At 73.4% G+C, this 23,388-nt stretch carries 16 protein-coding genes; 13 read left to right on the top strand and 3 right to left on the bottom strand.

Annotated features, from left to right (window positions below):
* The first annotated feature begins 78 nt into the window (after positions 1 to 78).
* The 3 genes from ACSU53_RS20845 to ACSU53_RS20855 all read left to right on the top strand — a co-directional run bounded on the left by ACSU53_RS20845 (position 79) and on the right by ACSU53_RS20855 (position 4,659).
* Entirely contained in the window at positions 79 to 1,650 is a 1,572-nt protein-coding gene (locus ACSU53_RS20845; protein ID WP_437029872.1) for a CHAD domain-containing protein, read from the top strand.
* A gap of 96 nt (positions 1,651 to 1,746) precedes the next feature.
* Positions 1,747 to 3,711 (top strand): TIGR03960 family B12-binding radical SAM protein, encoded by a 1,965-nt coding sequence (locus tag ACSU53_RS20850; RefSeq protein WP_437029874.1) that lies wholly within the window; start codon positions 1,747 to 1,749, stop codon positions 3,709 to 3,711.
* 801 nt (positions 3,712 to 4,512) lie between these two features.
* On the top strand, positions 4,513 to 4,659 hold the full coding sequence (locus ACSU53_RS20855) for a hypothetical protein (protein WP_437029875.1): 147 nt from the start codon (positions 4,513 to 4,515) through the stop codon (positions 4,657 to 4,659).
* A 111-nt stretch (positions 4,660 to 4,770) separates the two neighbouring features.
* Here the strand turns inward: ACSU53_RS20855 and ACSU53_RS20860 are convergent, their stop codons facing one another.
* Positions 4,771 to 5,358 carry a hypothetical protein gene (locus ACSU53_RS20860; RefSeq protein WP_437029877.1) on the bottom strand — a complete coding sequence of 196 codons (588 nt, stop codon included), beginning with the start codon at positions 5,356 to 5,358 and terminating at the stop codon, positions 4,771 to 4,773.
* 215 nt (positions 5,359 to 5,573) lie between these two features.
* On the opposite strand from ACSU53_RS20860, the gene ACSU53_RS20865 reads away from it, so the two are divergent.
* The 8 genes from ACSU53_RS20865 to ACSU53_RS20900 all read left to right on the top strand — a co-directional run bounded on the left by ACSU53_RS20865 (position 5,574) and on the right by ACSU53_RS20900 (position 19,751).
* Positions 5,574 to 6,563, top strand: coding sequence for a hypothetical protein (locus ACSU53_RS20865; RefSeq protein WP_437033308.1), 990 nt, complete (start codon positions 5,574 to 5,576; stop codon positions 6,561 to 6,563).
* 598 nt (positions 6,564 to 7,161) lie between these two features.
* Positions 7,162 to 7,938, top strand: a complete 777-nt coding sequence (locus ACSU53_RS20870) for a TIGR03936 family radical SAM-associated protein (RefSeq protein ID WP_437029879.1) — start codon at positions 7,162 to 7,164, stop codon at positions 7,936 to 7,938.
* 260 nt (positions 7,939 to 8,198) lie between these two features.
* Positions 8,199 to 12,599: an Rne/Rng family ribonuclease gene (locus ACSU53_RS20875; protein ID WP_437029881.1), complete on the top strand. Its 4,401-nt coding sequence runs from the start codon at positions 8,199 to 8,201 to the stop codon at positions 12,597 to 12,599.
* Positions 12,600 to 13,089: 490 nt separating this feature from the next.
* Positions 13,090 to 14,202 (top strand): DegT/DnrJ/EryC1/StrS family aminotransferase, encoded by a 1,113-nt coding sequence (locus tag ACSU53_RS20880; RefSeq protein WP_437029883.1) that lies wholly within the window; start codon positions 13,090 to 13,092, stop codon positions 14,200 to 14,202.
* Complete coding sequence (locus tag ACSU53_RS20885) at positions 14,199 to 15,224, top strand: Gfo/Idh/MocA family protein (RefSeq protein ID WP_437029885.1); 1,026 nt, start codon at positions 14,199 to 14,201, stop codon at positions 15,222 to 15,224. Before ACSU53_RS20880 ends, ACSU53_RS20885 begins: the two co-directional genes overlap by 4 nt.
* Positions 15,214 to 16,800: a glycosyltransferase family 4 protein gene (locus ACSU53_RS20890; protein ID WP_437029887.1), complete on the top strand. Its 1,587-nt coding sequence runs from the start codon at positions 15,214 to 15,216 to the stop codon at positions 16,798 to 16,800. Before ACSU53_RS20885 ends, ACSU53_RS20890 begins: the two co-directional genes overlap by 11 nt.
* A complete protein-coding gene (locus ACSU53_RS20895; RefSeq protein ID WP_437029889.1) occupies positions 16,797 to 18,443 on the top strand; it encodes a glycosyltransferase family 2 protein in 1,647 nt (548 codons plus the stop codon). Before ACSU53_RS20890 ends, ACSU53_RS20895 begins: the two co-directional genes overlap by 4 nt.
* Positions 18,444 to 18,452: 9 nt before the next feature.
* Entirely contained in the window at positions 18,453 to 19,751 is a 1,299-nt protein-coding gene (locus tag ACSU53_RS20900; protein ID WP_437029891.1) for a nucleotide sugar dehydrogenase, read from the top strand.
* Between the two features lie 54 nt (positions 19,752 to 19,805).
* Here the strand turns inward: ACSU53_RS20900 and ACSU53_RS20905 are convergent, their stop codons facing one another.
* Positions 19,806 to 20,402, bottom strand: coding sequence for an acyltransferase (locus tag ACSU53_RS20905; RefSeq protein ID WP_437029893.1), 597 nt, complete (start codon positions 20,400 to 20,402; stop codon positions 19,806 to 19,808).
* A gap of 125 nt (positions 20,403 to 20,527) precedes the next feature.
* Positions 20,528 to 20,941, bottom strand: coding sequence for a Fur family transcriptional regulator (locus ACSU53_RS20910; protein ID WP_437029895.1), 414 nt, complete (start codon positions 20,939 to 20,941; stop codon positions 20,528 to 20,530).
* Positions 20,942 to 21,161: 220 nt separating this feature from the next.
* Here ACSU53_RS20910 and ACSU53_RS20915 point away from each other — a divergent pair, with 220 nt between their 5' ends.
* A complete protein-coding gene (locus ACSU53_RS20915; RefSeq protein WP_437033310.1) occupies positions 21,162 to 22,601 on the top strand; it encodes a catalase in 1,440 nt (479 codons plus the stop codon).
* A 149-nt stretch (positions 22,602 to 22,750) separates the two neighbouring features.
* Positions 22,751 to 23,137 (top strand): ankyrin repeat domain-containing protein, encoded by a 387-nt coding sequence (locus ACSU53_RS20920; protein WP_437029897.1) that lies wholly within the window; start codon positions 22,751 to 22,753, stop codon positions 23,135 to 23,137.
* Positions 23,138 to 23,388 lie beyond the last annotated feature (251 nt).

The raw sequence follows: 23,388 nt of genomic DNA on the forward strand, positions 1-23,388 counted from the left end.
CGACGACATCACCCGGACAGCCGGGTGCGGAGCGGCGGCCCCCTGCCACTCCGCACCCCCGGCGACTACAGTCACGTCATGGCGGACACCAAGCGCGAGATCGAGCGGAAGTACGAATCGACCGACGGTCGGCTGCCCGACCTGACCGGCGTCCCCGGTGTCGCGTCCGTCGCCGACCGGGGCGTCGCCCACCTCGACGCCACGTACTACGACACCGCCGACGAACGCCTCGCCGCGGCCTCCATCACCCTGCGCCGCCGCACCGGAGGCTCCGACGCCGGCTGGCACCTGAAGTTCCCGGTCGCCCCCGGTGTACGGGACGAGATCCGGGCCCCCCTCTCCGACGAACTCCCCGAAAGCCTGGCCCGCCTCGTCCGCTCCCGCGTCCGCGACCGCGCCGTCACCCCCCTGGTCCGGCTGCGCTCCGACCGCGACGTGCGCCACCTCCTCGACAGCGACGGCCGGCTCCTGGCCGAAGCCAGCATCGACACCGTCCACGCCGAACGCCTCACCGGCCAGGGCGGCACCACCCGGTGGACCGAGATCGAGGTCGAACTCGCCGACGACGGCGACCCCGCCCTCCTCGACCAGATCGAGGAGCACCTGCGCGACGCCGGCCTGCGCCCCTCCGCCTCGCCCTCCAAACTGGCCCGCGCCCTCACCGCCACCGCCCCCGCCGCCACCACCCCGCGCGCACCCGACAGCGCGGCACCCGCCCCCGCCCCGTCCCCGGCCGCCGCCCCCCGCAAGAAGCGCAAGACCCGCGCCGTCGGCGAACCCGTCACCGCCGGCGACCACGTCCTCGCCTACGTCCGCGCCCAGCGCGACGCCCTGGTCGAGCTCGACCCCGCCGTACGCCAGGACGTCCCCGACGCCGTGCACCGCATGCGCGTCGCCACCCGCCGCCTGCGCAGCACCTTCCGCAGCTTCCGCTCCGTCCTGCACCGCGACACCACCGACCCCATCGGCGCCGACCTCAAATGGCTGGCCGGCGAACTCGGCCTGGAGCGCGACCAGGAAGTCCTCGCCGACCGCCTCACCACCGCCCTCGACGGCCTCCCCGACGACCTCGTCCGCGGTCCCGTCCACGACCGGCTGGCCACCTGGTCCCGCGCCCGCCGCAGCAGCGCCCACGGCCACGTCACCGGCGTCCTGGACTCCGCCCGCCACCTCGCCCTCCTCGACACCCTCGACGCCCTGCTCGCGGACCCGCCCCTGCGGAAGAAGGCCCACGCCAAGCCCGCCAAGGTCCTCACCCGGGCCGTCCGCAAGGACCTCGACAAGCTCTCCGGCCTCGTCACCCGGGCCCTGGACCTCCCGCCCGGCCACGACCGCGACCTCGCCCTCCACGACGCCCGCAAGAAGACCAAGCGCACCCGCTACGCCGCCGAAGCCGCCGTCCCCGCCCTCGGCGGAGACGCCAAGGACCTCGTCAAGGTCATGAAGTCCCTCCAGGAACTCCTCGGCGACCACCAGGACAGCGTCATGGCCCGCCACACCCTCCGCGAACTCGCCGCCGTCGCCCACGCCGCCGGGGAGGACACCTTCACCTACGGCGTCCTCCACGCCCGCGAGGAACGCCGCGCGGAGCTGACCGAAGCGGCCCTGCCGGACACCTGGAGGTCGATCACCCGGGGTATCGCGCTCTGAGGGGCGTACGGGGGACCCGCCCGACCGGGTTAGGCTGGATGGTCACCCCTCCCGGCAGCGCCGGGAGACCCCCGTCAGCACACGAAGGTTCGCGAGATGCCTGCCGAAGCCGCCGAGTCTGTGTTCCCGCAGCTCGAAGCGCTCCTCCCGCATGTGCAGAAGCCGATCCAGTACGTCGGCGGAGAGCTCAACTCCACGGTCAAGCCCTGGGACGGCTGCGACGTGCGGTGGGCGCTCATGTACCCCGACGCCTACGAGGTCGGACTGCCCAACCAGGGCGTCATGATCCTTTACGAGGTCCTCAACGAACAGGACGGCGTCCTGGCCGAGCGCACCTACAGCGTCTGGCCGGACCTCGAGGCGCTGATGCGGGAACACCGGGTCCCGCAGTTCACCGTCGACAGCCACCGCCCCGTGCGGGCCTTCGACGTGTTCGGCCTGAGCTTCTCCACCGAGCTCGGCTACACCAACATGCTCACCGCGCTGGACCTGGCGGGCATCCCCCTGGAGTCCAAGGACCGGACGCTCGACGACCCCATCGTCGTGGCCGGCGGCCACGCGGCCTTCAACCCCGAGCCCATCGCCGACTTCATCGACTGCGCCGTCATCGGCGACGGCGAGCAGGCCGTGCTCGAGGTCACGGGCATCATCCGCGCCTGGAAGGCGGAGGGCCGTCCCGGCGGCCGCGAGGAACTCCTCTTCCGCCTGGCGCGCACCGGCGGCGTCTACGTCCCCGGCTTCTACGACGTGGAGTACCTGCCCGACGGCCGCATCGCCCGCGTCGTCCCCAACCGCTCGGGCGTCCCGTGGCGCGTGTCCAAGCACACCGTCATGGACCTCGACGAGTGGCCCTACCCCAAGCAGCCCCTCGTCCCGCTCGCCGAGACGGTCCACGAGCGGATGTCCGTGGAGATCTTCCGCGGCTGCACCCGCGGCTGCCGCTTCTGCCAGGCCGGCATGATCACCCGCCCGGTCCGCGAGCGCTCGATCACCGGCATCGGCGACATGGTCGACAAGGGCCTGAAGGCCACCGGCTTCGAGGAGGTCGGCCTCCTCTCCCTGTCCTCCGCGGACCACTCGGAGATCGGCGACATCGCCAAGGGCCTCGCCGACCGCTACGAGGAAGACAAGATCGGTCTCTCCCTCCCGTCCACCCGCGTCGACGCCTTCAACATCGACCTGGCCAACGAACTGACCCGCAACGGCCGCCGTTCCGGCCTCACCTTCGCCCCCGAGGGCGGCTCGGAGCGCATCCGCAAGGTCATCAACAAGATGGTCTCCGAGGACGACCTCATCCGCACCGTCGCCACGGCCTACGGCAACGGCTGGCGCCAGGTCAAGCTGTACTTCATGTGCGGCCTGCCCACCGAGACCGACGACGACGTCCTCCAGATCGCCGACATGGCCACCCGCGTCATCGCCAAGGGTCGCGAGGTCTCCGGCTCCAACGACATCCGCTGCACGGTCTCCATCGGCGGCTTCGTCCCCAAGCCCCACACCCCCTTCCAGTGGGCCCCGCAGCTCTCCGCCGAGGAGACCGACGAGCGCCTGGGCAAGCTGCGCGACAAGATCCGCGGCGACAAGAAGTACGGCCGCTCCATCGGCTTCCGCTACCACGACGGCAAGCCCGGCATCGTCGAGGGCCTCCTCTCCCGCGGCGACCGCCGCATCGGCGCGGTCATCCGCGCGGTCTACGAGGACGGCGGCCGCTTCGACGGCTGGCGCGAGCACTTCTCCTACGACCGCTGGATGGCCTGCGCCGACAAGGCCCTCGCCCAGTTCGGCGTCGACGTCGACTGGTACACCACCCGCGAGCGCACCTACGAGGAGGTCCTGCCCTGGGACCACCTCGACTCCGGCCTCGACAAGGACTGGCTCTGGGAGGACTGGCAGGACGCCCTCGACGAGACCGAGGTCGACGACTGCCGCTGGACCCCGTGCTTCGACTGCGGCGTCTGCCCCCAGATGGACACCAGCATCCAGATCGGCCCCACCGGCAAGAAGCTGCTGCCGCTGACGGTCAAGAACAGCGGACCGGTACCGAGCGGTCACTCCCACTGACCTGACCACGGCTCCGGCCGTCCGAACCAACGCTCCGGCGGAGCGGGCCATCGCATCCTGCCCGCTCCGCCGGAGCTGTGTCGGGGCAGTTGGGGTCCGCGACGCCCTCAGCGACAGGTCGCAACGCCTGGCTTATTGTTCAATCTTGAATTCAATACCCGGGAATTTGAGCCTTTCTTGAGGAAAGGCATCTGGGCGGGAATGGTCTCCCTCTTCGTGAAGCGAAGACCCTGCTCGCACGCTTGCGCAATCGGTCGCCGGCTTCATATGATCTTCATGTGCGAGATCGGGGATCGTGTTCATGGCACGAAGGCTTGCGCAGACCGATGACATAGAGGAATAGTGGTGCGCGTATTGCGTGCCCGTCGCGGGCGGGGAACTGTGGCCGGAGGGGTCATATCTGCGACGGTATGAGCGGCGACTCTCTGGCGCCTCGCGCATGATCCGAATCGTATCCGAGTCGTACCGAGTTGAGGGTCGAGGAAGCCGTATTCGATGAGGACGGGAGTGCTGTCGGAGGCGACGGCAAGCCGTTGACTCCGGAGCGGTGGGCAGAGGTCGTGCCGCCTGGGGGCGCTGCGCTGAGCGTTCCGGACGAAGTCACCGTCACTCCCGAGGAGACTGAGGCCGATGGCGGCGAGAACAGCAGCAAGGTCGCCACGCCGCAGTTATCCGGGTGCGGTCATCTTCGAATATCACGCGTACGCCGAGTTCAATGACGCCGGCGGCAAGGTCCGCGCCTGGGGGTCTCGTGGCAGCGGTGCGTAGTCAGGAGCTATTGTGAAGCCTCTCGTAGCGAAAATGGCTCTGATTCTTGCCGTCTTCTTGGTCGTGCTGCTGTTCCTGGGTTCGGGATTCGGCCAGGTCGAGATCGGGCTTTGGTTCGCGGCCCTCGTTGCATCGCTTGCCTTCGTCGTCCAGCGATACCGGATCAAGCGGAATTCCTGAGCTGCATGGCGCAGCGCCGCTGTTCCAGTGGCCTGCCACGTGGGGGCGACCTGCCTGGCAGTGGCAGTGCTCAGGAGTTCAGGAGGTCAGGGGTTCTCGCGGGTGGAGGGCTCACTGTCCGCCGAGCCGGATGACGACCGACAGGTAGAGGCTCATGCCCACCGTCGTGCACAGAAACGCGAGGACGGTGTGGACGGCGAGTCCGCGCCCCCGGGTGAGACCGAGATACGCCGTGGCGGCACGGCTCACCCGGGGCCCGGTGCCCCCTCGTCCGGCGTGGCTCTCCGCCTGTTCGACGGCTCGGCGCAGGTGCTCGCGGCTCCTCCCCGTCGTCAGGCCCAGCCGCACACCATCAGCGTCACGCACCACCACGGTGCGGTACACCCCGGCCTGCGAGAAGGTCGTCACCAGCCGGACGGTGGTGATCCGGCCGAGGTCGACCGTGCGTGGGCCGGTCAGGGTGCGGGCCGTCAGACTCCGCGGTGCGTGCCGGAACGGGGAGCGTTCCTCCCACATCGCGGTGAGGAGTACGTATCCCGCGATCATGGCGAGCAGGCCGACGGGGATCGTGGTGGCTTCGGCGACCACTCCCGCCCGGGCCAGGGCCCCACTCCCGAAGGGCAGCAGGAGCACCGCCACCACCAGCCCCGACCCGACCCGCGCACGCATCACACTGCGCGCCGCCGCGGTTGCTCCCACGCCCTCCCCTTCCATCGGCGTGCATCCGCACGTGACCGGGGCTGACTCTACGCAGCGCCGGTCGCCGGCATGCTCCGGCCCCGGACTCGTCGGCGTCGCTGCTGCGGCCACTGCCGTCGGTGAGACACCTGCCCACGGGGACCGGGGCCGAGGAACGGGGGCGGACCTGCGCTGCGGTGTGCATCCGGGGAGCCGTCCGGGGCGTCCTCATGGGTATGGATCTGGAGAAGCAGGGGGATGTCCGGGCGCCGGAGGGTGAGGGCTGTCTGGTCGCGGCGGTGCGTCTGCCCGTCCGGATCGTGGCGCTGGTCGTGGTGCTGCCGGTGCGGATGCTGTGGGACGCGCTGGTGGTCGCCGGACGCGTGGTGAATGACGCAGTGCTGCGGCCGGTGGAGCGGGCGCTGCTGTGGCTGGGGCGGGCGGTGTTCGTGTGGCCGTTCGTGGGGCTGTGGCGGTACCTGCTCGTGCCGCTCGGCAAGGCGTTGGCCTGGCTGGTGCACGTGCTGGTCGTGGTGCCCGCCGGGTGGCTGTACCGGCACCTGTTGACACCGCTGGGCCACGCCGTGGTGTGGGTGTCGCGGGCGGTGGGTGCTGTGGTGGCCGCGGTGGGGGTCGGGGTGTATCGGGGGCTGGCGTGGCTGGTGAGGTGGCTGCTCGTGGTGCCGTCGGTGTGGCTGTACACGTGGGTGCTCACCCCGGTCGGGCATGCCGTGCTGTGGTGCGGGCGGGGCGTCGCCCGGGCGGGGAGTCTGCTCGCGGCCGGCATCGGCGCGGTGCTGTACTGGCTGGCCAGGGTGGTCCTGGTGCTGCCCGCGCTGGCCGTGTGGCGGTGGGTGCTGGTGCCGGTGGGCCGGGCGCTCGCCGTGGTGTGGCGTGAGGTCCGGGACGCGCTGGTGCAGGGCTGGCGTGTCGCCGGCCACATCTCGCTCGCCGTCGGGCGGTTCCTGCTGGCCCTTCTGCGGTGGGCCGTCTGGGAGCCGGCGCAGTGGGTGTACCGGAGCGTGCTGACGCCGGTCGGGCACGTCGTCCGGGATGGCGTGCTGCGGCCTGCGGTGCGGACGGCTCGGGGTGTGGGGCGAGCCGTCCGGGAGGCTCTGGCGTCGGCCCGCGCGTCGGCGGGGCGGGTGCGTGCCGACATCCGCCGGGCGCTCCTGGGTCCGGCGGGCGCGGCCCGGGCGGTCGACCGACGGAGTTCGGGCCGCTGATACCGGTGCCCTTTGGGCACGTGATGGTGTCGTATGCCTCGGACTGCATATCTGGACCTACTACTTCTCGTGCAGAAGTCGTACACGGTGCATACATATCGGGAGCCTCACCCCGGACGTCCCGGCTCATGGGCCGGGCGCCCATGGAGATCCCGCCCATGGAGTCCCCACCCATGGAGTCCCCACCCATGGAGGTCGAGCTCATGGGGTTCCTGCATACGGGTCCGCCGCCCGGGGTGGCGCTCCTCACGCCGTCGTCCCGGACGGCGGACACGCCCGCGGTGCCGTCCCGCAGGGCAGGCATGGCGGGCCCGGGCACGGGGAACCCGGCAGTAGCCGCTCCGTGGCCCCCGGAGGTGCCGGGGGAGCGGGGAGCGGTGATCCCGGCTGGTGACCGGGAACTCCGGGGGCCGTCTTGGACGTACTCTGGAGAGAGCAACGACCGCTGTCCCCGTGCCGGACCCGCAGGGGCCGGACAGCCGGAGTCGGTGGTCCGACCGCCGTACGACAGAGGGCGGCGCACACCGCGCCTCCCTTCCCACGAGGAGAAGAACCCCTGGGCAAGCGACAGCCCGAAGGCCCGCCGCCCGCACCCGCGGTGCAGCGCATCCGTCTGCGCTACACCAAGCGCGGCCGCCTCCGGTTCACCAGCCACCGTGACTTCCAGCGGGCCTTCGAGCGTGCCCTGCGCCGCGCCGAGGTACCGATGGCGTACTCCGCGGGCTTCACCCCGCACCCCAAGGTGTCGTACGCCAATGCCGCACCCACCGGCACGGGCAGCGAGGCGGAGTTCCTGGAGATCGCGCTCACCGAGCCGCGCGACCCCGAGCGGCTCAGGGCCCTGCTCGACGCGTCGATGCCCACCGGCCTCGACATCGTCGACGCGGTGGAGGCCCGCACCTCGGGCCTGGCCGACCGGCTGACGGCCTCCGTGTGGGAGATCCGGCTGGACGGTGTCGACCCCGAGGACGCCCGCCGCGCGGTGGACGCCTTCGAGGCGGCCGGGACGGTGGAGGTGCAGCGCCGCACCAAGAACGGCGTGCGCACGTTCGACGCCCGTTCCGCGGTCGTTGTCCTGGAGAGCGTGGAAACGCACACCTCCTCGGCCGATAGGCCGAGCGACCAGCCCTGTGCGATACTGCGGCTGGTTGTTCGGCACGTGACGCCTGCCGTACGACCCGACGACGTCCTGTCCGGTCTCCGCGCCGTGGCCGACCTGGCGCCGCCGGTCCCCGCTGCGGTGACCAGGCTGGCGCAGGGGCTGCTCGATGAAGAGGCCGGCACGGTGACCGACCCGCTCGCGCCCGACCGCGAGGCAGCAGTGACCGAGCCGCATCCGGCCGGCGCCACTGCCGCCGCGACGGCGCCGGTGTAAGGAAGGTCCCGCGTAGGGACGGACGTCGTAGCGCCGCCCTCGAACTCGGGAGCCACCTGGGTCGGGCAGCGCACCGACCAGAAGACTTTCGCCAGGCCGTGCGCATTCGGTGTACGGAACCGGCGAGACAGGACACAGAGAGCTCCCGTGCGGCGCCCGCGCCCCGGACGGCGGTCAACGCGCATCGCGCGGGCCGTGGACGTCACCGGCATCGCCGGACCAGGTGCGGCGCCCGGGAGCCTGACGGGAGAAACGCCCGCATGCTCGAACCGACCGAGCCCACCCAGGGCTCCGACCAGAACAGCCCCAGCGACACCCTGCCGCCGCGTCGGCGCAGGCGTGCCGCCTCACGCCCGGCGGGACCGCCGGCCGGGGCGACCGACAGCACCGCGGAGACCGTGGCACCGCCCGTGGCCGCCGCCGACGCGTCCGGCACCGGTGACCAGGCGGACCAGAAGGAAACCGAGGCCGCCACGGCCGAGGAGACCCCGGTAGCCGCCCCCGAGACCTCCGAGGCGCCCGCCGAGGCGCAGGAGCAGGCCGCTCCGCCCCGCCGCCGCCGTGTGGTCCGCCGTGCGGCCGCGCCCGCGGGGGCGCCCGCCTCGGCGGAGGCCGCCGAGACCGTCGTCCCGGCGACGCCCGCAGCGGCGCAGGAGACGCCCGGCTCCGAGGACGCCGACACCGCGGCCCCGGCCGCCGACGCCGCGCAGAGTTCCGCGGACGCCGCTCCCCGCCGCACCCGCCGCCGCGCCACGCGCACGGTGGCCTCGCCGGAGGAGAGCGCCGCGACGGCTCCCGAGGCCGCGGCCCCCGCCGCCGTGACGGACGCGGACGCGTCCTCGCAGGCCGCCGAGGACACTGCCGCGGCCGGTGACACGGCCGGCACCGCTTCCGCCGAGGCCGAGGCCGAGGCCGGGGACGAGGCCCCGCGCCGTACCCGCCGCCGGGCCACCCGCCGGGCGTCCGCGCCCGCCGGAGCACCCGCCGCGGCCGCCCCCGCGGAGACCGGGACCACCCCGTCGGCGACGGACGGCACAGCGGCCGCCACCGACGACACGGCCGCCACCGGCGACACCGCCGCTGCGGCCACCACGCCTGACGCCGCACCGTCCTCCTCCGCCGAGGAGGCGAAGCCCCGCGTGACCCGGAGCACCGGAAGGACGTCGGCCGCGGCCGACGACAGCGCCGCCGCAGAGGCCGAGGACACCGCCCCGCGCCGCCGTCGCCGCGTGGTCCGCAAGGCCGCCGCCGGGTTCGCCGAGCCCGCGCGTCCCGCCGCCGGGGAGCAGGCCGCGTCCGCCGCCGAGGCCGGGAGCGGGACCGGGGCGCGGTCGCGTCCCGCGCGTCCCGCGGTCGCCGTGTTCCAGCCGCCGGTCTTCACCGAGCCCCGGTTCCAGACCCCCGAGCGGGCCGCCGCCGAAGCGGCCGCCGAGGCCGTCGGCGCGGACGACACCGACAAGACGGCGGAGCTCCCCGAGGAGCAGCCGACCGCCTCCCGCCGCCGTCGTCGCCGCCGTGGCGCGGCCGACGAGGCCGAGGCGGCGCCGTCCGCCGCCCCGGTGCAGGAGACCCGGTCCGGCTCCGAGGACGACGACGAGGAGGACACGGACACCGACTCCTCCGCCGAGGACCACGCCGACGACGGCGACGACCAGGACGACAACGAGGCGTCCGGTTCGCGCCGCCGGCGCCGCCGCGGAGGCCGTCGCCGCCGGCGGGGCGACTCCGGCGAGCACGACACCGAGGGCGACGACTCCGCGGACGCGGACACCGGCCGGGTCGCCGCCGAGCAGGCCGCCCAGGACGCCGAGGACACCGCCGAGCAGGCCGAGGAGGACGCTGCGGACTCGGCGGACGACGACGAGTCGGCCGAGGACCACTCCGACTCGGGCTCCGGCAACGGCTCCAGCAGCAGCCGCAGGCGCCGTCGCCGCCGTCGCCGCGCCGGTGACAGCGGGGGCGAGGCCGAGACCACCGCCGACGACCCCGAGCGCACGGTCGTGAAGGTCCGTGAGCCCCGCAAGGCCGCCGAGCCGTCGGACGAGGTGCAGTCCATCAAGGGCTCGACCCGTCTGGAGGCGAAGAAGCAGCGCCGCCGCGAGGGCCGCGAGCAGGGCCGCCGCCGTGTCCCGATCATCACCGAGGCCGAGTTCCTGGCCCGCCGTGAGGCCGTCGAGCGCGTGATGGTGGTCCGCCAGCACGGCGACCGCACCCAGATCGGCGTGCTCGAGGACGGGGTGCTGGTCGAGCACTACGTCAACAAGGAGCAGTCGACCTCGTACGTCGGCAACGTCTACCTCGGCAAGGTGCAGAACGTGCTGCCGTCGATGGAGGCCGCCTTCATCGACATCGGCAAGGGCCGCAACGCCGTCCTGTACGCCGGTGAGGTCAACTTCGAGGCGCTGGGCATGGCCAACGGCCCGCGCCGCATCGAGTCCGCGCTGAAGTCGGGCCAGTCGGTGCTCGTCCAGGTCACCAAGGACCCGATCGGGCACAAGGGTGCCCGTCTGACCAGCCAGGTCTCCCTCCCGGGCCGCTACCTCGTGTACGTCCCCGAGGGCTCGATGACCGGCATCAGCCGCAAGCTGCCCGACACCGAGCGCTCCCGGCTGAAGACGATCCTCAAGAAGATCGTCCCCGAGGACGCGGGCGTCATCGTGCGCACCGCCGCCGAGGGCGCGAGCGAGGAGGAGCTGCGCCGGGACGTCGAACGCCTCCAGGGGCAGTGGGAGGAGATCCGCAAGAAGTCCAAGAGCAGCAGCGCCAGCGCGCCGTCCCTGCTCTACGGCGAGCCGGACATGACGGTCCGGGTCGTGCGGGACATCTTCAACGAGGACTTCACCAAGGTCGTCGTCAGCGGCGACGAGGCGTGGAAGACCATCCACGGCTACGTGTCGAACGTGGCGCCGGACCTCGCCGAGCGGCTGTCCCGCTGGACCAGTGAGGTCGACGTCTTCGCCACGTACCGGATCGACGAGCAGCTCGCCAAGGCGCTGGACCGCAAGGTGTGGCTGCCCAGCGGCGGTTCGCTGGTGATCGACCGGACCGAGGCGATGGTCGTCATCGACGTCAACACCGGGAAGTTCACCGGTCAGGGCGGCAACCTCGAGGAGACGGTCACCAGGAACAACCTGGAGGCGGCCGAGGAGATCGTGCGCCAGCTGCGGCTGCGCGACCTCGGCGGCATCATCGTCATCGACTTCATCGACATGGTGCTGGAGTCCAACCGGGACCTGGTGCTGCGGCGCCTGCTGGAGTGCCTGGGCCGGGACCGCACCAAGCACCAGGTGGCGGAGGTGACGTCGCTGGGCCTGGTCCAGATGACCCGCAAGCGGGTCGGCCAGGGCCTGCTGGAGTCGTTCTCCGAGACCTGCGTCCACTGCAACGGGCGCGGTGTGATCGTGCACCTGGACCAGCCGTCCTCCAACGGGGGCGGCGGCAAGCGCCGCAAGCGGGCGCGGGCCGGTGCCGCGGACCACACGCACGAGACCCACGAGCACGAGACGGCCGCCGCCGTGACCGCGCCGGACGTGGAGCAGGAGGCCGAGCGCGAGTCCGAGGCCGAGGTGGCGGCGGAGACCGCCGCCCCGGTCGCGCTGCCCGCGCCCGCCTTCGAGCCCGACGAGGAGCTGTACAGCAGCGCCGCCGAGGCGGAGGCCGCGGCCACCCGTGGCCGGAGCCGCCGCCGGGCGAGCCGGCGGGCCTCGGCCCCCGCGGGAGCGCCGAAGCGCGAGGAGGCCCGGCGCGAGCCGGCCGCCGAGGAGGTGCCGACGGCTCAGGACGTGACGGCGGAGGACGAGGCCGCGCGCCCCGTGCAGCCGGAGCGGGCCGCCGAGGCGCAGGCCGCACCGGCCGCCGCCGAGGACCCGGTCGTCGAGGCACCCGCCGCCGAGCAGGCCGACGGGAAGGACGCCGGGAAGGACGCCGGAGAGACGGCCGGGTCGGGCGAGGAGAAGCCCGGAGAGCGGTCCGAGCAGGCCGTCCCGTCCGCCGAGGACGCGGCGCCGAAGGGCCGTACGCGGCGCCGGGCCACGCGCAAGGTGTCCGCCCCGGCCGGTTCCCCCGCGGGTGCCGAGGCCGCCGTGGTGACGGTCGCCGAGACGGCCGCCACGACGCCGGAGCCGCAGGCCGAGGCGCAGGCCGAGGAGAGCGAGGCGGCACAGGAGGCGCCGGCCGAGGCCGCTGCCGCCCCGGCCCGCCCGCGCCGCCGCGCCGTGCGCAAGCCGGTCTCGTCCACCGCGTCCGAGGAGACGGCCGTCCTGGTCGTGCCGTCGGCTGCGGCCGAGGAGCCGGCCCCGCGGACGGAGGCCGAGCCGCCCGCCGCCGGTGAGGCGCCGGAGGGGGCCACCCCCGACGCGGGCGCCGAGGGCACCGCCGGTGAGGCGGCCGCCGAGGAGGCCGCTCCGGCCAAGAAGACCGCCCGCAAGGCGGCCAAGAAGGCCACGGCGAAGAAGGCGGCCACCAAGAAGACGGCCGCGAAGAAGACCACGGCCGCCAAGAAGACCACGGCCACCAAGGCGGCGAAGAGCACCACGACCGCCAAGAAGGCCACGGCGAAGAAGGCGACGACCAAGAAGGCGCCGGCGAAGAAGACGACCGCGAAGACCGCGGCCGCCGCCCAGCAGCCGTCCTCCTCGGTCACCGCCAGCACGGAGGACTGACCGGCTCCGCTCCCGACGGGAGCACAACGGCCTCCGGGCCCGGCATCACGAAGCGCAGGACACCGTCACCACCGGTGTCCTGCGCTTCGTCGTGCGGCGCGAACGGGCCAAGTCACTTAGGATGCAGAAAGCGTCACTCTCTGTACTGGTGTGGCCGACCCTTGACCGGGCGGAGGTTCCCCCGTGGCAACCCGAGCAGACAGCCCACCCCTGCACCGACGATGTCGCCGAGGCCCCCGTCGCGGGATCAGCCGCCGGCACGGCCGCCCGGATCAGCCGCTGCCGTCACTGAGGGCCGAGCCCTCTTCCCCGGGCGGCTGACAGCCGCCCTCCGGCAGGTTCCCGAGAGCGAGGCAGCATCCCGGACCGTCGGCGGCCGGTGCCTCCTCCCCCGACACGGGCACGGTGACGCGTCGCGTGCGTGACCGTCCCTTCCCGGTCCCCATCGTGGCGTGCCCCCGAGGCCGCCGTACGTGGAGGGGAGACGACGATGAACGACGCCCAGGAGTCGATACCGGCCGCACGGCCGGTCATCGGCGAGGAGGAGATCGAGGCCGCGGTACGCGTCCTGCGCGGCGGCCGCGTGGTGCAGGGGCCCGAGGTGGCCGCCTTCGAGGAGGAGTTCGGCGAGCTCGTCGCCGGCCGCCACTGCGTCGCGGTCAACTCCGGTACGTCCGCGCTGCACCTGGCGCTGCTCGCGCTGGGCATCGGTCCGGGCGACGAGGTCGTGGTGCCGTCGTTCTCCTTCGCCGCCTCCGCCAACGCCGTCCGGCTCGCCGGGGCCGACGTCGTGTTCGCCGACATCGAGGCGGACGGCTTCTGCCTGGACCCGGCGGCCGTCGAAGCGGCCCTGACCCCGCGCACCGCCGCGATCCTGCCGGTCCACCTCTACGGACACCCGGCCGCCATGGACCGCATCACCCGGCTGGCGCACCGGCACGGCCTGGCCGTCGTCGAGGACGCCTGCCAGGCCCACGCGGCCGCCCTGCACGGCACCCCGGTCGGTGCCTTCGGCGACGCCGGCGCCTTCAGCTTCTACCCGACCAAGAACATGCACAGCCTCGAGGGCGGCATGATCAGCACCGCCGACCCGGCGCTGGCCCGCACCCTGCGCCTGCTGCGCAACCAGGGCATGGAACAGCGCTACGCCCACGAGCTCGTCGGCGCCAACCTGCGCATGACCGACGTCTGCGCCGCCATCGGCCGGGTGCAGCGCGCCAGGCTGGCCGGCTGGACCGAACGGCGCATCGCCAACGCGGCGTACCTCACCGGGCACATCACCGCGGCGAACGTGGTCACGCCGGCCGTCGCCGAGGGCGCCCGGCACGTCTACCACCAGTACACCGTGCGGATCCGCGGCGACCGCGACGCCGCCGCGGCCCGCCTGACCGCGGCCGGCATCGGCACCGCCGTGTACTACCCGACGCCCGTCCACCGGCTGAAGCCGTACTGGGAGCCGGACCAGGAGGCGGGCCACACCCGGGACCTGCCCCGGACCGACGGCGCCGCCGCCGAGGTCGTCTCCCTGCCCGTCCATCCCGGCCTGTCGCAGGGGGACCTGGAGCGCATCGTGACGGCCGTGAACGCGCTGGAGGAGCTGTGAGCACCGGACGACGCCTGCGGGCCGGACTGGTCGGCCTCGGTTCCATGGGGCGTCACCACGCCCGCGTCCTGTCCGCCCTGGAAGGCGTCGACCTGGTCGCCGTCGTCGACCCCCTGGGCGACAAGCACGGTGCCGCGCAGGGCGTGCCCGTCCTGGACACCGTCGAGGACCTCCTCGGCCTCGGCATCGACTACGCGGTGGTGGCCTGCCCCACCGCCCTGCACGAGGAGGTCGGCCTGCAGCTCGCCGGGGCCGGGGTCTGCGCGCTGGTGGAGAAGCCGCTCGCCGACACGGTGGCCGGTGCGCGCCGCCTCGTCGACGCCTTCGAGGCGCGCTCTCTGGTCGCCGGTGTCGGCCACATCGAGCGCTGCAACCCGGCGCTGCGCTCGCTGCGGGCCCGGCTGGAGGCCGACGAGCTCGGCGACGTCTTCCAGGTCGTCACCCGCCGCCAGGGCCCCTTCCCGCACCGCGTCGCGGACGTCGGCGTGGTCAAGGACCTCGCCACCCACGACATCGACCTCACCAGCTGGGTCGCGGGCCGGGAGTACGTCTCCGTCGCGGCGCACACCGTCTCCAAGAGCGGGCGCGAGCACGAGGACATGGTCTCCGCGGTCGGACGCCTCGACGACGGCACCATGGTCAACCACCTCGTCAACTGGCTGAGCCCGCTCAAGGAGCGCTTCACCTCGGTCACCGGCGAGCGCGGCTGCTTCATCGCCGACACCCTCACGGCCGACCTGACCTTCCACTCCAACTCCGCCGTGGCCACCGAATGGGAGGCCTTGCGGGCCTTCCGCGGCGTCGCCGAGGGCGACATGATCCGGTACGCCATCCCCAAGCGGGAGCCGCTCCTCGTCGAGCACGAGCTGTTCCGGGACGCGGTCCTCGGCGTGCCCGCCGACATCTGCACCCTGCGCCAGGGGCTGCGGACGGTGCAGGTCGCGGCGGCGGTGCTCGCCTCCGCGGCGGGCAACCGCAGCGTCTCGCTCACCCCGGAGGGCCTGACCAGCCATGACAGCTGAGAACCGCACGCCGCGACGGTCCCGCGGGGGCCGGATCGTGATGCTCGTCGACAACGGGGTCACCGGCGACTCACGCGTGCAGAAGGAGGCCCGGTCGGCCGCCGAGGCAGGGTGGGACGTCGTCCTGCTGGGACGGGCCCGGAGCAGGAAGGACGTGGGCCGGACCTGGCGCCTCGGTGACGCCGAGGTCCGGCTGCTCGCCGTGCCGATGCCGCTGTTCCGGCGGCGCCACGAGTACCGCCGGGCGCCGCTGCGCTCCCCGCTCGCCTACCGTCCCGGGCCCCTGGCCGCGTACCGCAGGCAGAAGGTCAGGGCGTGGCGCGCCGACCTCCACGTCCGGTCGGGCCTCGCCCGGCGCGAGGGCTCGGCCCTCGGACGGCTGCGCCTGCTGCCGCCCCGCGTCCTCGCCCGGCTGCTGCACTCCTGGGTGGCCCTGCGGTACCGCAGGACGCAGCAGCTGCACCGGCGGCGCAGGGCCATGGACTCGGCGCTCGACCGCCTCACCACCGCGTTCTGGCGGACGACGATGGGGGTCAGGGCCTGGCGCCGTCTCGACCCGCACCTGTGGGACTTCGAGCTGGCGTACGGCAAGGTCGTCGACGCTCTGGAGCCGGACCTGATCCACGCCAACGACTTCCGCATGCTCGGGGTCGGGGCCCGCGCGGCCCTGCGCGCCCGCGCCCGGGGCCGTGACGTCAAGCTGGTCTGGGACGCCCACGAGTTCCTGCCCGGTATCAAGCCGTGGGACCCGCACCCGCGCTGGCACGTCGCCCAGTGCGCGCACGAGCGCGAGTACGCCCGCTTCGCGGACGCCGTGGTGACGGTGTCCGACACCCTCGCCGGCCTGCTCCAGGAGCGGCACGGCCTCGCCGAGCGCCCCACGGTCGTGCTCAACGCCCCCCACGGCGTGATCCCCGCCGAGCAGGCCGCGGAGCCGGTGCCGGACCTGCGGGAGCTGTGCGGGGTCGGGGATGACGTGCCGCTCGCCGTGTACAGCGGTTCCGCCGCCCCGCAGCGCGGACTGGACGTCATGGTGGAGTCGCTGGCGCTGGTGCCGGACGTGCACACCGTCCTCGTCGTGCCCGACCCCGGGTCCGGCTACATCCAGACGCTGCGGGCGCGGGCCGAGGCGCTGGGAGTCTCCGGCCGGCTGCACGTCCTGCCCTACGTGCCGCACCACCAGGTGACGCGCTTCCTCGCCGCGGCCGACGTGGGCGTCATCCCGATCCACCACTGGCCGAACCACGAGATCGCGCTGATCACCAAGTTCTTCGAGTACGCGCACGCTCGCCTGCCGCTGGTCGTCAGCGACGTGCGGACGATGGGCGCCACCGTCCAGCGGACCGGTCAGGGCGAGGTGTTCCGCGCCGGGGACCTGGAGGACTACGCCCGCGCCCTGAAGTCGGTGCTGGGGGACGCCGGACGGTACCGGACCGCTTACGACGCGTCCGGACTGCTCGACACCTGGACCTGGGAGGTCCAGGCTGAGCGGCTGGACGAGGTCTACTCGAAACTGCTGACGGGTTCCGGCGCCCGGTCCGGCGCCGCCCGGGGAGAGGCGGGGACACGGTCATGAGCGGGGTACCGGATGTCAGCGTGGTCGTCGCGGTCTACAACACGATGCCGTACCTCACCGAGTGCCTGGACTCCCTGGTGGGGCAGAGCATCGGGCGGGACCGGCTGGAGGTCGTCGCCGTCGACGACGGGTCCACCGACGGCAGCGGCGCCGAACTCGACCGCTTCGCCGAGCGGTATCCGGACACCGTCCGGGTGATCCACCAGGCGAACTCCGGCGGCCCGGCGGCGCCCAGCAACCGGGCCCTGGACATCGCCACCGGCCGGTACGTCTACTTCGTCGGCGCCGACGACCACCTGGGCGAGGAAGCCCTGGAGCGCCTGGTGGCCTACGCCGACGAGCACGGCTCGGACGTCGTCGCCGGCCGAATGGCCGGCGTCAACGGCCGGTACGTGCACCAGGCGCTCTACCGGGAGAACGCCCCGGACGTCGGCCTGCACGGCTCCGCCCTGCCGTTCACCCTCTCCAACACCAAGCTGTTCCGCCGCGAGCTGGTCGAACAGCACAAGCTGCGCTTCCCCGAGCACCTGCCCGTGGGCAGCGACCAGCCGTTCACCATCGAGGCGTGCGTGCGCGCCCGGAGGATATCGGTGCTGGCCGACTACACCTGCTACTACGCGGTCAGGCGCGGCGACGCCGGCAACATCACCTACCGGGCGGACCACCTGTCCCGGCTGCGGTGCACGGCGGAGATCATGGACTTCACCGCCGGTCTGATCGAGCCGGGACAGGAGCGCGACGCCGTCCTGCGCCGGCACTTCACCTGGGAGCTGGCCAAGCTCGTCCAGGACGACTTCCCCGGCCTGGACCGCGCCCTGCAGCGGGACCTCTGCGCGGGCATCGCCCGGCTCGCGGACGCCTACTTCACCGACGGCATCCGCGACGCCATGGACGTCAAGCGCCGGGTGCGGATCTGCCTGGCCCGCGCCGGGGCGGTCGACGAGCTGTGCGCGGCGATCACCTTCGAGAAGCTGCACGGCGCCCCGCCCTTCGTCCTGGACGGGGACCGCGCCTACGCCCGCTACCCGGGGTTCCGCGACCCCCGGGCGGGCCTGGCGGACCGGTGTTTCGAACTGGTCGGGGAGGCCGTTCCCGGCCGCCTCGCCCAGGGCACCGAGCTGCTCGCCTCCGGCTGGGAGCAGTCGGGCGGGGGCATCGCCTACACGGCCTCGGTGCGGGTGCCCGTCCTCGGTGACGTGGACGGCGCGGTGCTGCGGCTGGTCGAGGGGGCCGTGCCCGCGTCGGCCGACCGGCCCGGGGCGCGGCGTCTGCCCGCCGGTCACGCGCTGCCCGAGCCCGTGGGCGAACAGCGCACGGAGCCCGCCGAGGACGGTGCCGCCACCGTGCTGCACGCCCGCGTCCCGCTGCGACGGCGGGACGCCGAACTGTCGGTGCGGGTGTACCTGGACGTGGCCGGGTCGACGTACGAGATACCCGTGCGGGGCAGGGGCAGGCCCATGCCGCTGTCCCGCCGCTGGGGCGGGTCCGACGACCCCCGCCGGGCCGCCGCCACCGTCGACGGCAAGGGGCGTGTGGTGGTCGCCACCGCCCGGATGCACCCGCCGCGGACGTCCCGGGCCTCCCGGATGAGGTCCGCCGTCTCCCGCGTCCTGAAGAGCTCCCGTGTCCCGAAGAGGAGGTGACCCCCGGTCATGGACATCTGCGTCGTGGCGCTCGGCAAGATCGGGCTTCCGCTGGCCGTGCAGTTCGCCGCCAAGGGCCACCGGGTCGTCGGCGCGGACGTCGACGCGAGGGTCGTCGAGCGCGTCAACGCCGGCACCGAGCCGTTCCCGGGGGAGCACGGCCTGGACGTCGGGCTGAAGGCGGCCGTCGACGCCGGGCTGCTGCGTGCCACCACCGACACGGCCGCCGCGGTGGCGGGCGCGGAGGCGGTCGTCGTGGTCGTCCCGCTGTTCGTCGACGCGGACGGCGTACCGGACTTCGGCGGGATGGACTCCGCGACGAAGGCGATCGCGCAGGGCCTGAGGCCGGGCACCCTCGTCTCCTACGAGACCACGCTGCCGGTCGGCACCACCCGCACCCGCTGGGCGCCGATGCTCGCCGAGGGCTCCGGGCTGACCGCGGGCGAAGACTTCCACCTGGTCTTCTCGCCCGAACGGGTCCTCACCGGCCGGGTCTTCGCGGACCTGCGCCGCTACCCGAAACTGGTCGGCGGCATCGACGAGGCGTCCACCGCCCGGGGCGTCGCCTTCTACGAGGCGGTCCTCGACTTCGACCTCCGCGGCGACCTGCCCCGCCCGAACGGGGTCTGGGACCTGGGCACGGCCGAGGCGTCCGAGCTGGCCAAGCTCGCCGAGACCACCTACCGGGACGTCAACATCGGCCTGGCCAACCAGTTCGCGCGCTTCGCCGACGGCAACGGCATCGACGTCCGGAAGGTCATCGAGGCCTGCAACTCGCAGCCCTACAGCCACATCCACCAGCCGGGCATCGCGGTCGGCGGCCACTGCATCCCGGTCTACCCGCGGATGTACCTGTGGAACGACCCGGACGCGAGCGTCGTGCGCTCCGCCCGGGAGGCGAACGCGGCGATGCCCGGGTACGCCGTCGACCTGCTGGCCGCCGCCTACGGCGATCTGGCCGGGGCCCGGGTGCTGGTGCTGGGCGCGGCCTACCGCGGGGGAGTGAAGGAGACGGCGTTCTCCGGGGTCTTCCCGACGGTACGGGCGCTGGAGGACCGCGGCGCCGTCCCGTACGTCTCGGACCCGCTGTACAGCGCCGAGGAGCTGTCCGCCCTGGGGCTGACCCCGCACGCCGGTGAGGAGGTCACCGCGGCCGTCCTGCAGGCCGACCATCCGGAGTACCGCACGCTGACCCCCGCCGACCTGCCCGGCGTCAGGGTCCTGGTCGACGGCCGGCGCACCACCGACCCCGAGGCGTGGCGGGGGGTCCGCCGGGTGGTCATCGGCGGCGGGAGCGCCGGCCCGTGACGCGGCCGGCGGCCGGCCCGTCCGGCACGGCCGTGGGTCCGCGGGCCGGGCGGGTCAGGCGGTGCGCTCGGTGAGGGTGCCGTCCTTCTCGTCGTACAGGGCGCCGGTCGCGGGGCACTCCCACACGCCGGGCTCCCGCTCGGTCAGCCGCACCCCGGCGCGCCCCACCCAGCCCGCCTGCCGGGCCGGGACGCCGGCCACCAGGGCGAAGTCGGGCACGTCCCGGGTGACCACCGCCCCGGCGGCGACCATCGCCCAGCGCCCGATGCGCAGCGGCGCCACGCACACCGACCGGGCGCCGACCGAGGCGCCGTCCGCGATCCGCACGCCGACCGCCTCCCAGTCCCCGGCCCGTTTCTGCCGGCCCCCGGGGTCCACGGAACGCGGGTTGCGGTCGTTGGTGAGGACCACGGCCGGGCCGATGAACACACCGTCGCCCAGTTCCGCCGGTTCGTAGACGAGGGCGTGATTCTGCAGCTTGCAGTCGGCGCCCATGCGCACGCCCGGGCCCACGTAGGCGCCGCGGCCGATCACGCAGCCCTCGCCGAGGCGTGCGTCCTCCCGGATCTGCGCGAGGTCCCAGACGCTGCTGCCCGCTCCGATCTCCGCGCTGTCATCGACCTGTGCGCTGGGCTGGACCCTGTAGTTCACTTCGCCGCCTTCCGCCGTCCGCCTCGCGCGGTGAGCATAAGGGGCGCGACGCACGGCGCCGCGTCGCCTGGGCGGCGTCGGCGGGGCGGTGCGGCCGGTGCGGCCGGGGCGGTGGCCGGACGGCCTCAGGCGGCGCAGTCCGGGCAGATGCCGTGGTACGTCAGTTCGGCCTCGGAGACCGTGTAGCCGAAGCGCTCGGACTCCGGGAGGTCGGCGAGGGGGTCGCCGGTGGGGTGCACGTCGCGGATGGCGCCGCAGCCGTCGCAGAGCAGGTGCTGGTGGGTCCGGTGGGCGTTCGGGTCGTAGCGGATGGCGCGCTGGTCGGTCGAGACCTCGACGAGTTCGCCGAGCGAGACCAGCTCGCCCAGGGTGTTGTAGACCGTCGCGCGGGAGATCTCGGGCAGCCGCTGCGAGGCACGGGCGTGCACCTCGTCGGCGGTGAGGTGGACGTGCTCCCCGCCGAGGACCTCGGCCACGACGCGACGCTGAGCGGTCAGGCGCCAGCCGCGGTCGCGCAGCCTCTGCAGAAGATCAGTCATGGGTCCAGCCTAAGCCGCGATCGATCCCAGCTCAAGAGTGGGTATGATTCTGAAAACTGCCTTGACTTAGACTGAGTCCAACATAGGGTGGGACCCGACGGCGGGCCGCGCAGCAGCCCGCGCGGAGACTTCGGACGGCCGGCGGCCCCGCCGGGCCCGGTCCACCCGCGACGCATCACACGCCGAGGAGCGAGCTTTGACCGAGAACAACCAGAAGCCGATGACGACCGCCGCCGGTGCCCCCGTCGCCGACAACCAGAACTCGCTGACGGCCGGTCCGCGCGGCCCGATGCTGCTGCAGGACGTGTGGTTCCTCGAGAAGCTCGCGCACTTCGACCGCGAGGTCATCCCCGAGCGCCGGATGCACGCCAAGGGCTCGGGCGCCTTCGGCACCTTCACGGTCACGCACGACATCACGCGCTACACCAGCGCGAAGATCTTCTCCGAGATCGGCAAGAAGACCGACCTCTTCGTCCGCTTCTCCACCGTGGCCGGTGAGCGCGGCGCGGCCGACGCCGAGCGCGACATCCGCGGCTTCGCCGTGAAGTTCTACACGGAGGAGGGCAACTGGGACCTGGTCGGCAACAACACCCCGGTCTTCTTCTTCCGCGACCCGCTGAAGTTCCCGGACCTCAACCGCGCGGTGAAGCGCGACCCGCGCACCAACATGCGCGACCCCGAGAACAACTGGGACTTCTGGACCCACCTTCCCGAGGCGCTGCACCAGGTCACCATCGTCATGTCCGACCGCGGCATCCCCGCCTCGTACCGGCACATGCACGGCTTCGGCTCGCACACCTACAGCTTCATCAACGCCGAGGGCGAGCGCTTCTGGGTCAAGTTCCACCACCGCACCCAGCAGGGCATCAAGAACCTCACCGACGCCGAGGCCGAGGCCCTGGTCGGCAAGGACCGCGAGTCGCACCAGCGTGACCTCTACGAGGCGATCGAGCGGGGCGAGTTCCCGAAGTGGAAGCTGTACGTCCAGATCATGCCGGAGGCGGACGCGGAGAACTACCGCTTCCACCCCTTCGACCTGACCAAGGTCTGGTCGAAGAAGGACTACCCGCTGATCGAGGTCGGCGAGTGGGAGCTCAACCGCAACCCCGCGAACTACTTCGCCGACGTCGAGCAGGCCGCCTTCACCCCGGCCAACGTCGTCCCGGGCATCAGCTACTCGCCCGACAAGATGCTCCAGGGCCGCCTCTTCTCCTACGGTGACGCCCAGCGCTACCGCCTCGGCGTGAACCACCACCAGATCCCCGTCAACGCCCCCAAGGCCCCGGTGAACACCTACCACCGCGACGGCGCCATGCGGGTCGACGGCAACCAGGGCTCCGTCCCGGGCATCGAGCCCAACTCCTACGGGCGCTGGCAGGAGCAGCCGGCCTACCGCGAGCCGGCCCTGGCCGTGGGTGCCGTCGCCGACCGGTTCAACTTCCGCGAGGACGACGACAACTACTTCGAGCAGCCCGGCAACCTGTTCCGCCTGATGACGGCCGAGCAGCAGCAGGTGCTCTTCGAGAACACCGCGCGCGCCATCAACGGCGCCTCGGAGCAGACGGTCGCGCGCCACATCGCCAACTGCACCAAGGCCGACCCGGCCTACGGCGAGGGCGTGCGCAAGGCGATCGAGGCCCTGGCCGCCGGCACCCTCTGAGCCGAGCCCTCCGGGCCGGCCGCGGTACGCACGTGACCGCAGCGCGCCCGGGCGCGGACCACTCCAGGGTGGTCCGCGCCCGGGCGCGCGCCCGTCCCGCCCGCCCGCGGGCACCGCACCAGTACCAGATCAGTCGGAAGGGATCCCCCATGAGCAGCGGTGGTCTGACCGCCGAGCAGACGGAACGTGTCGTGGCCATCGCCATGGACCTGGCACGCGCCGGCGAGACCGAGGAGCTGTCCGGATTCGTCGGGCACGGCCTGCCCGTCGACGTGACCGACGCGGCCGGGAACACCCTCCTGATGCTCGCCGCCTACCACGGCCACGCCGACACCGTGCGCGCCCTGCTCCGGCTGGGCGCCGACCCGGACCTGCGCAACGACCGGGACCAGAGCCCGATCGCGGGTGCCCTGTTCAAGGGCGCGGACGAGGTCGTGCGGGTGCTGCTCGACGCCGGCGCCGACCTGGACGCCGGTACCCCGAGCGCGCGGGCCGCGGCGGAGATGTTCGGGCGCGCCCACCTGCTGGCGGCCTGATCCGCCGCGCGCGGGCCGCCGTCCGGCCGGGCGTGCACGGGCCGCCCTGGGCCTGGGGCCCGGCGCCCGGGGCCCGGCCGTTCGGCTCGGCGCGGTCGGCCCGGTGCCTTACGCTCGGCGTTCCCGGTCCGGCACCTTCGCCCCGCGTTCTCGCTGGGTGCCCACGGGCCGCGGGGAAGGCGGACCGGACGGCTCAGGGCGCGTCCGGGCCGCGGCACGCCCGCCGGGCGGCGGCGGGGCAGGGGGCGCTT

The sequence above is a fragment of the Streptomyces sp. enrichment culture genome (genome assembly GCF_964273255.1).
Lineage (GTDB): Bacteria > Actinomycetota > Actinomycetes > Streptomycetales > Streptomycetaceae > Streptomyces.

Coding starts and splice junctions, on each gene's coding strand:
- ACSU53_RS20845 (WP_437029872.1), top strand. CDS start 79: ATGGCGGACACCAAGCGCGAGATCGAGCGGAAGTACGAATCGACCGAC.
- ACSU53_RS20850 (WP_437029874.1), top strand. CDS start 1,747: ATGCCTGCCGAAGCCGCCGAGTCTGTGTTCCCGCAGCTCGAAGCGCTC.
- ACSU53_RS20865 (WP_437033308.1), top strand. CDS start 5,574: ATGGATCTGGAGAAGCAGGGGGATGTCCGGGCGCCGGAGGGTGAGGGC.
- ACSU53_RS20895 (WP_437029889.1), top strand. CDS start 16,797: ATGAGCGGGGTACCGGATGTCAGCGTGGTCGTCGCGGTCTACAACACG.
- ACSU53_RS20875 (WP_437029881.1), top strand. CDS start 8,199: ATGCTCGAACCGACCGAGCCCACCCAGGGCTCCGACCAGAACAGCCCC.
- ACSU53_RS20920 (WP_437029897.1), top strand. CDS start 22,751: ATGAGCAGCGGTGGTCTGACCGCCGAGCAGACGGAACGTGTCGTGGCC.
- ACSU53_RS20900 (WP_437029891.1), top strand. CDS start 18,453: ATGGACATCTGCGTCGTGGCGCTCGGCAAGATCGGGCTTCCGCTGGCC.
- ACSU53_RS20855 (WP_437029875.1), top strand. CDS start 4,513: ATGGCTCTGATTCTTGCCGTCTTCTTGGTCGTGCTGCTGTTCCTGGGT.
- ACSU53_RS20880 (WP_437029883.1), top strand. CDS start 13,090: ATGAACGACGCCCAGGAGTCGATACCGGCCGCACGGCCGGTCATCGGC.
- ACSU53_RS20910 (WP_437029895.1), bottom strand. CDS start 20,941: ATGACTGATCTTCTGCAGAGGCTGCGCGACCGCGGCTGGCGCCTGACC.
- ACSU53_RS20915 (WP_437033310.1), top strand. CDS start 21,162: ATGACGACCGCCGCCGGTGCCCCCGTCGCCGACAACCAGAACTCGCTG.
- ACSU53_RS20890 (WP_437029887.1), top strand. CDS start 15,214: ATGACAGCTGAGAACCGCACGCCGCGACGGTCCCGCGGGGGCCGGATC.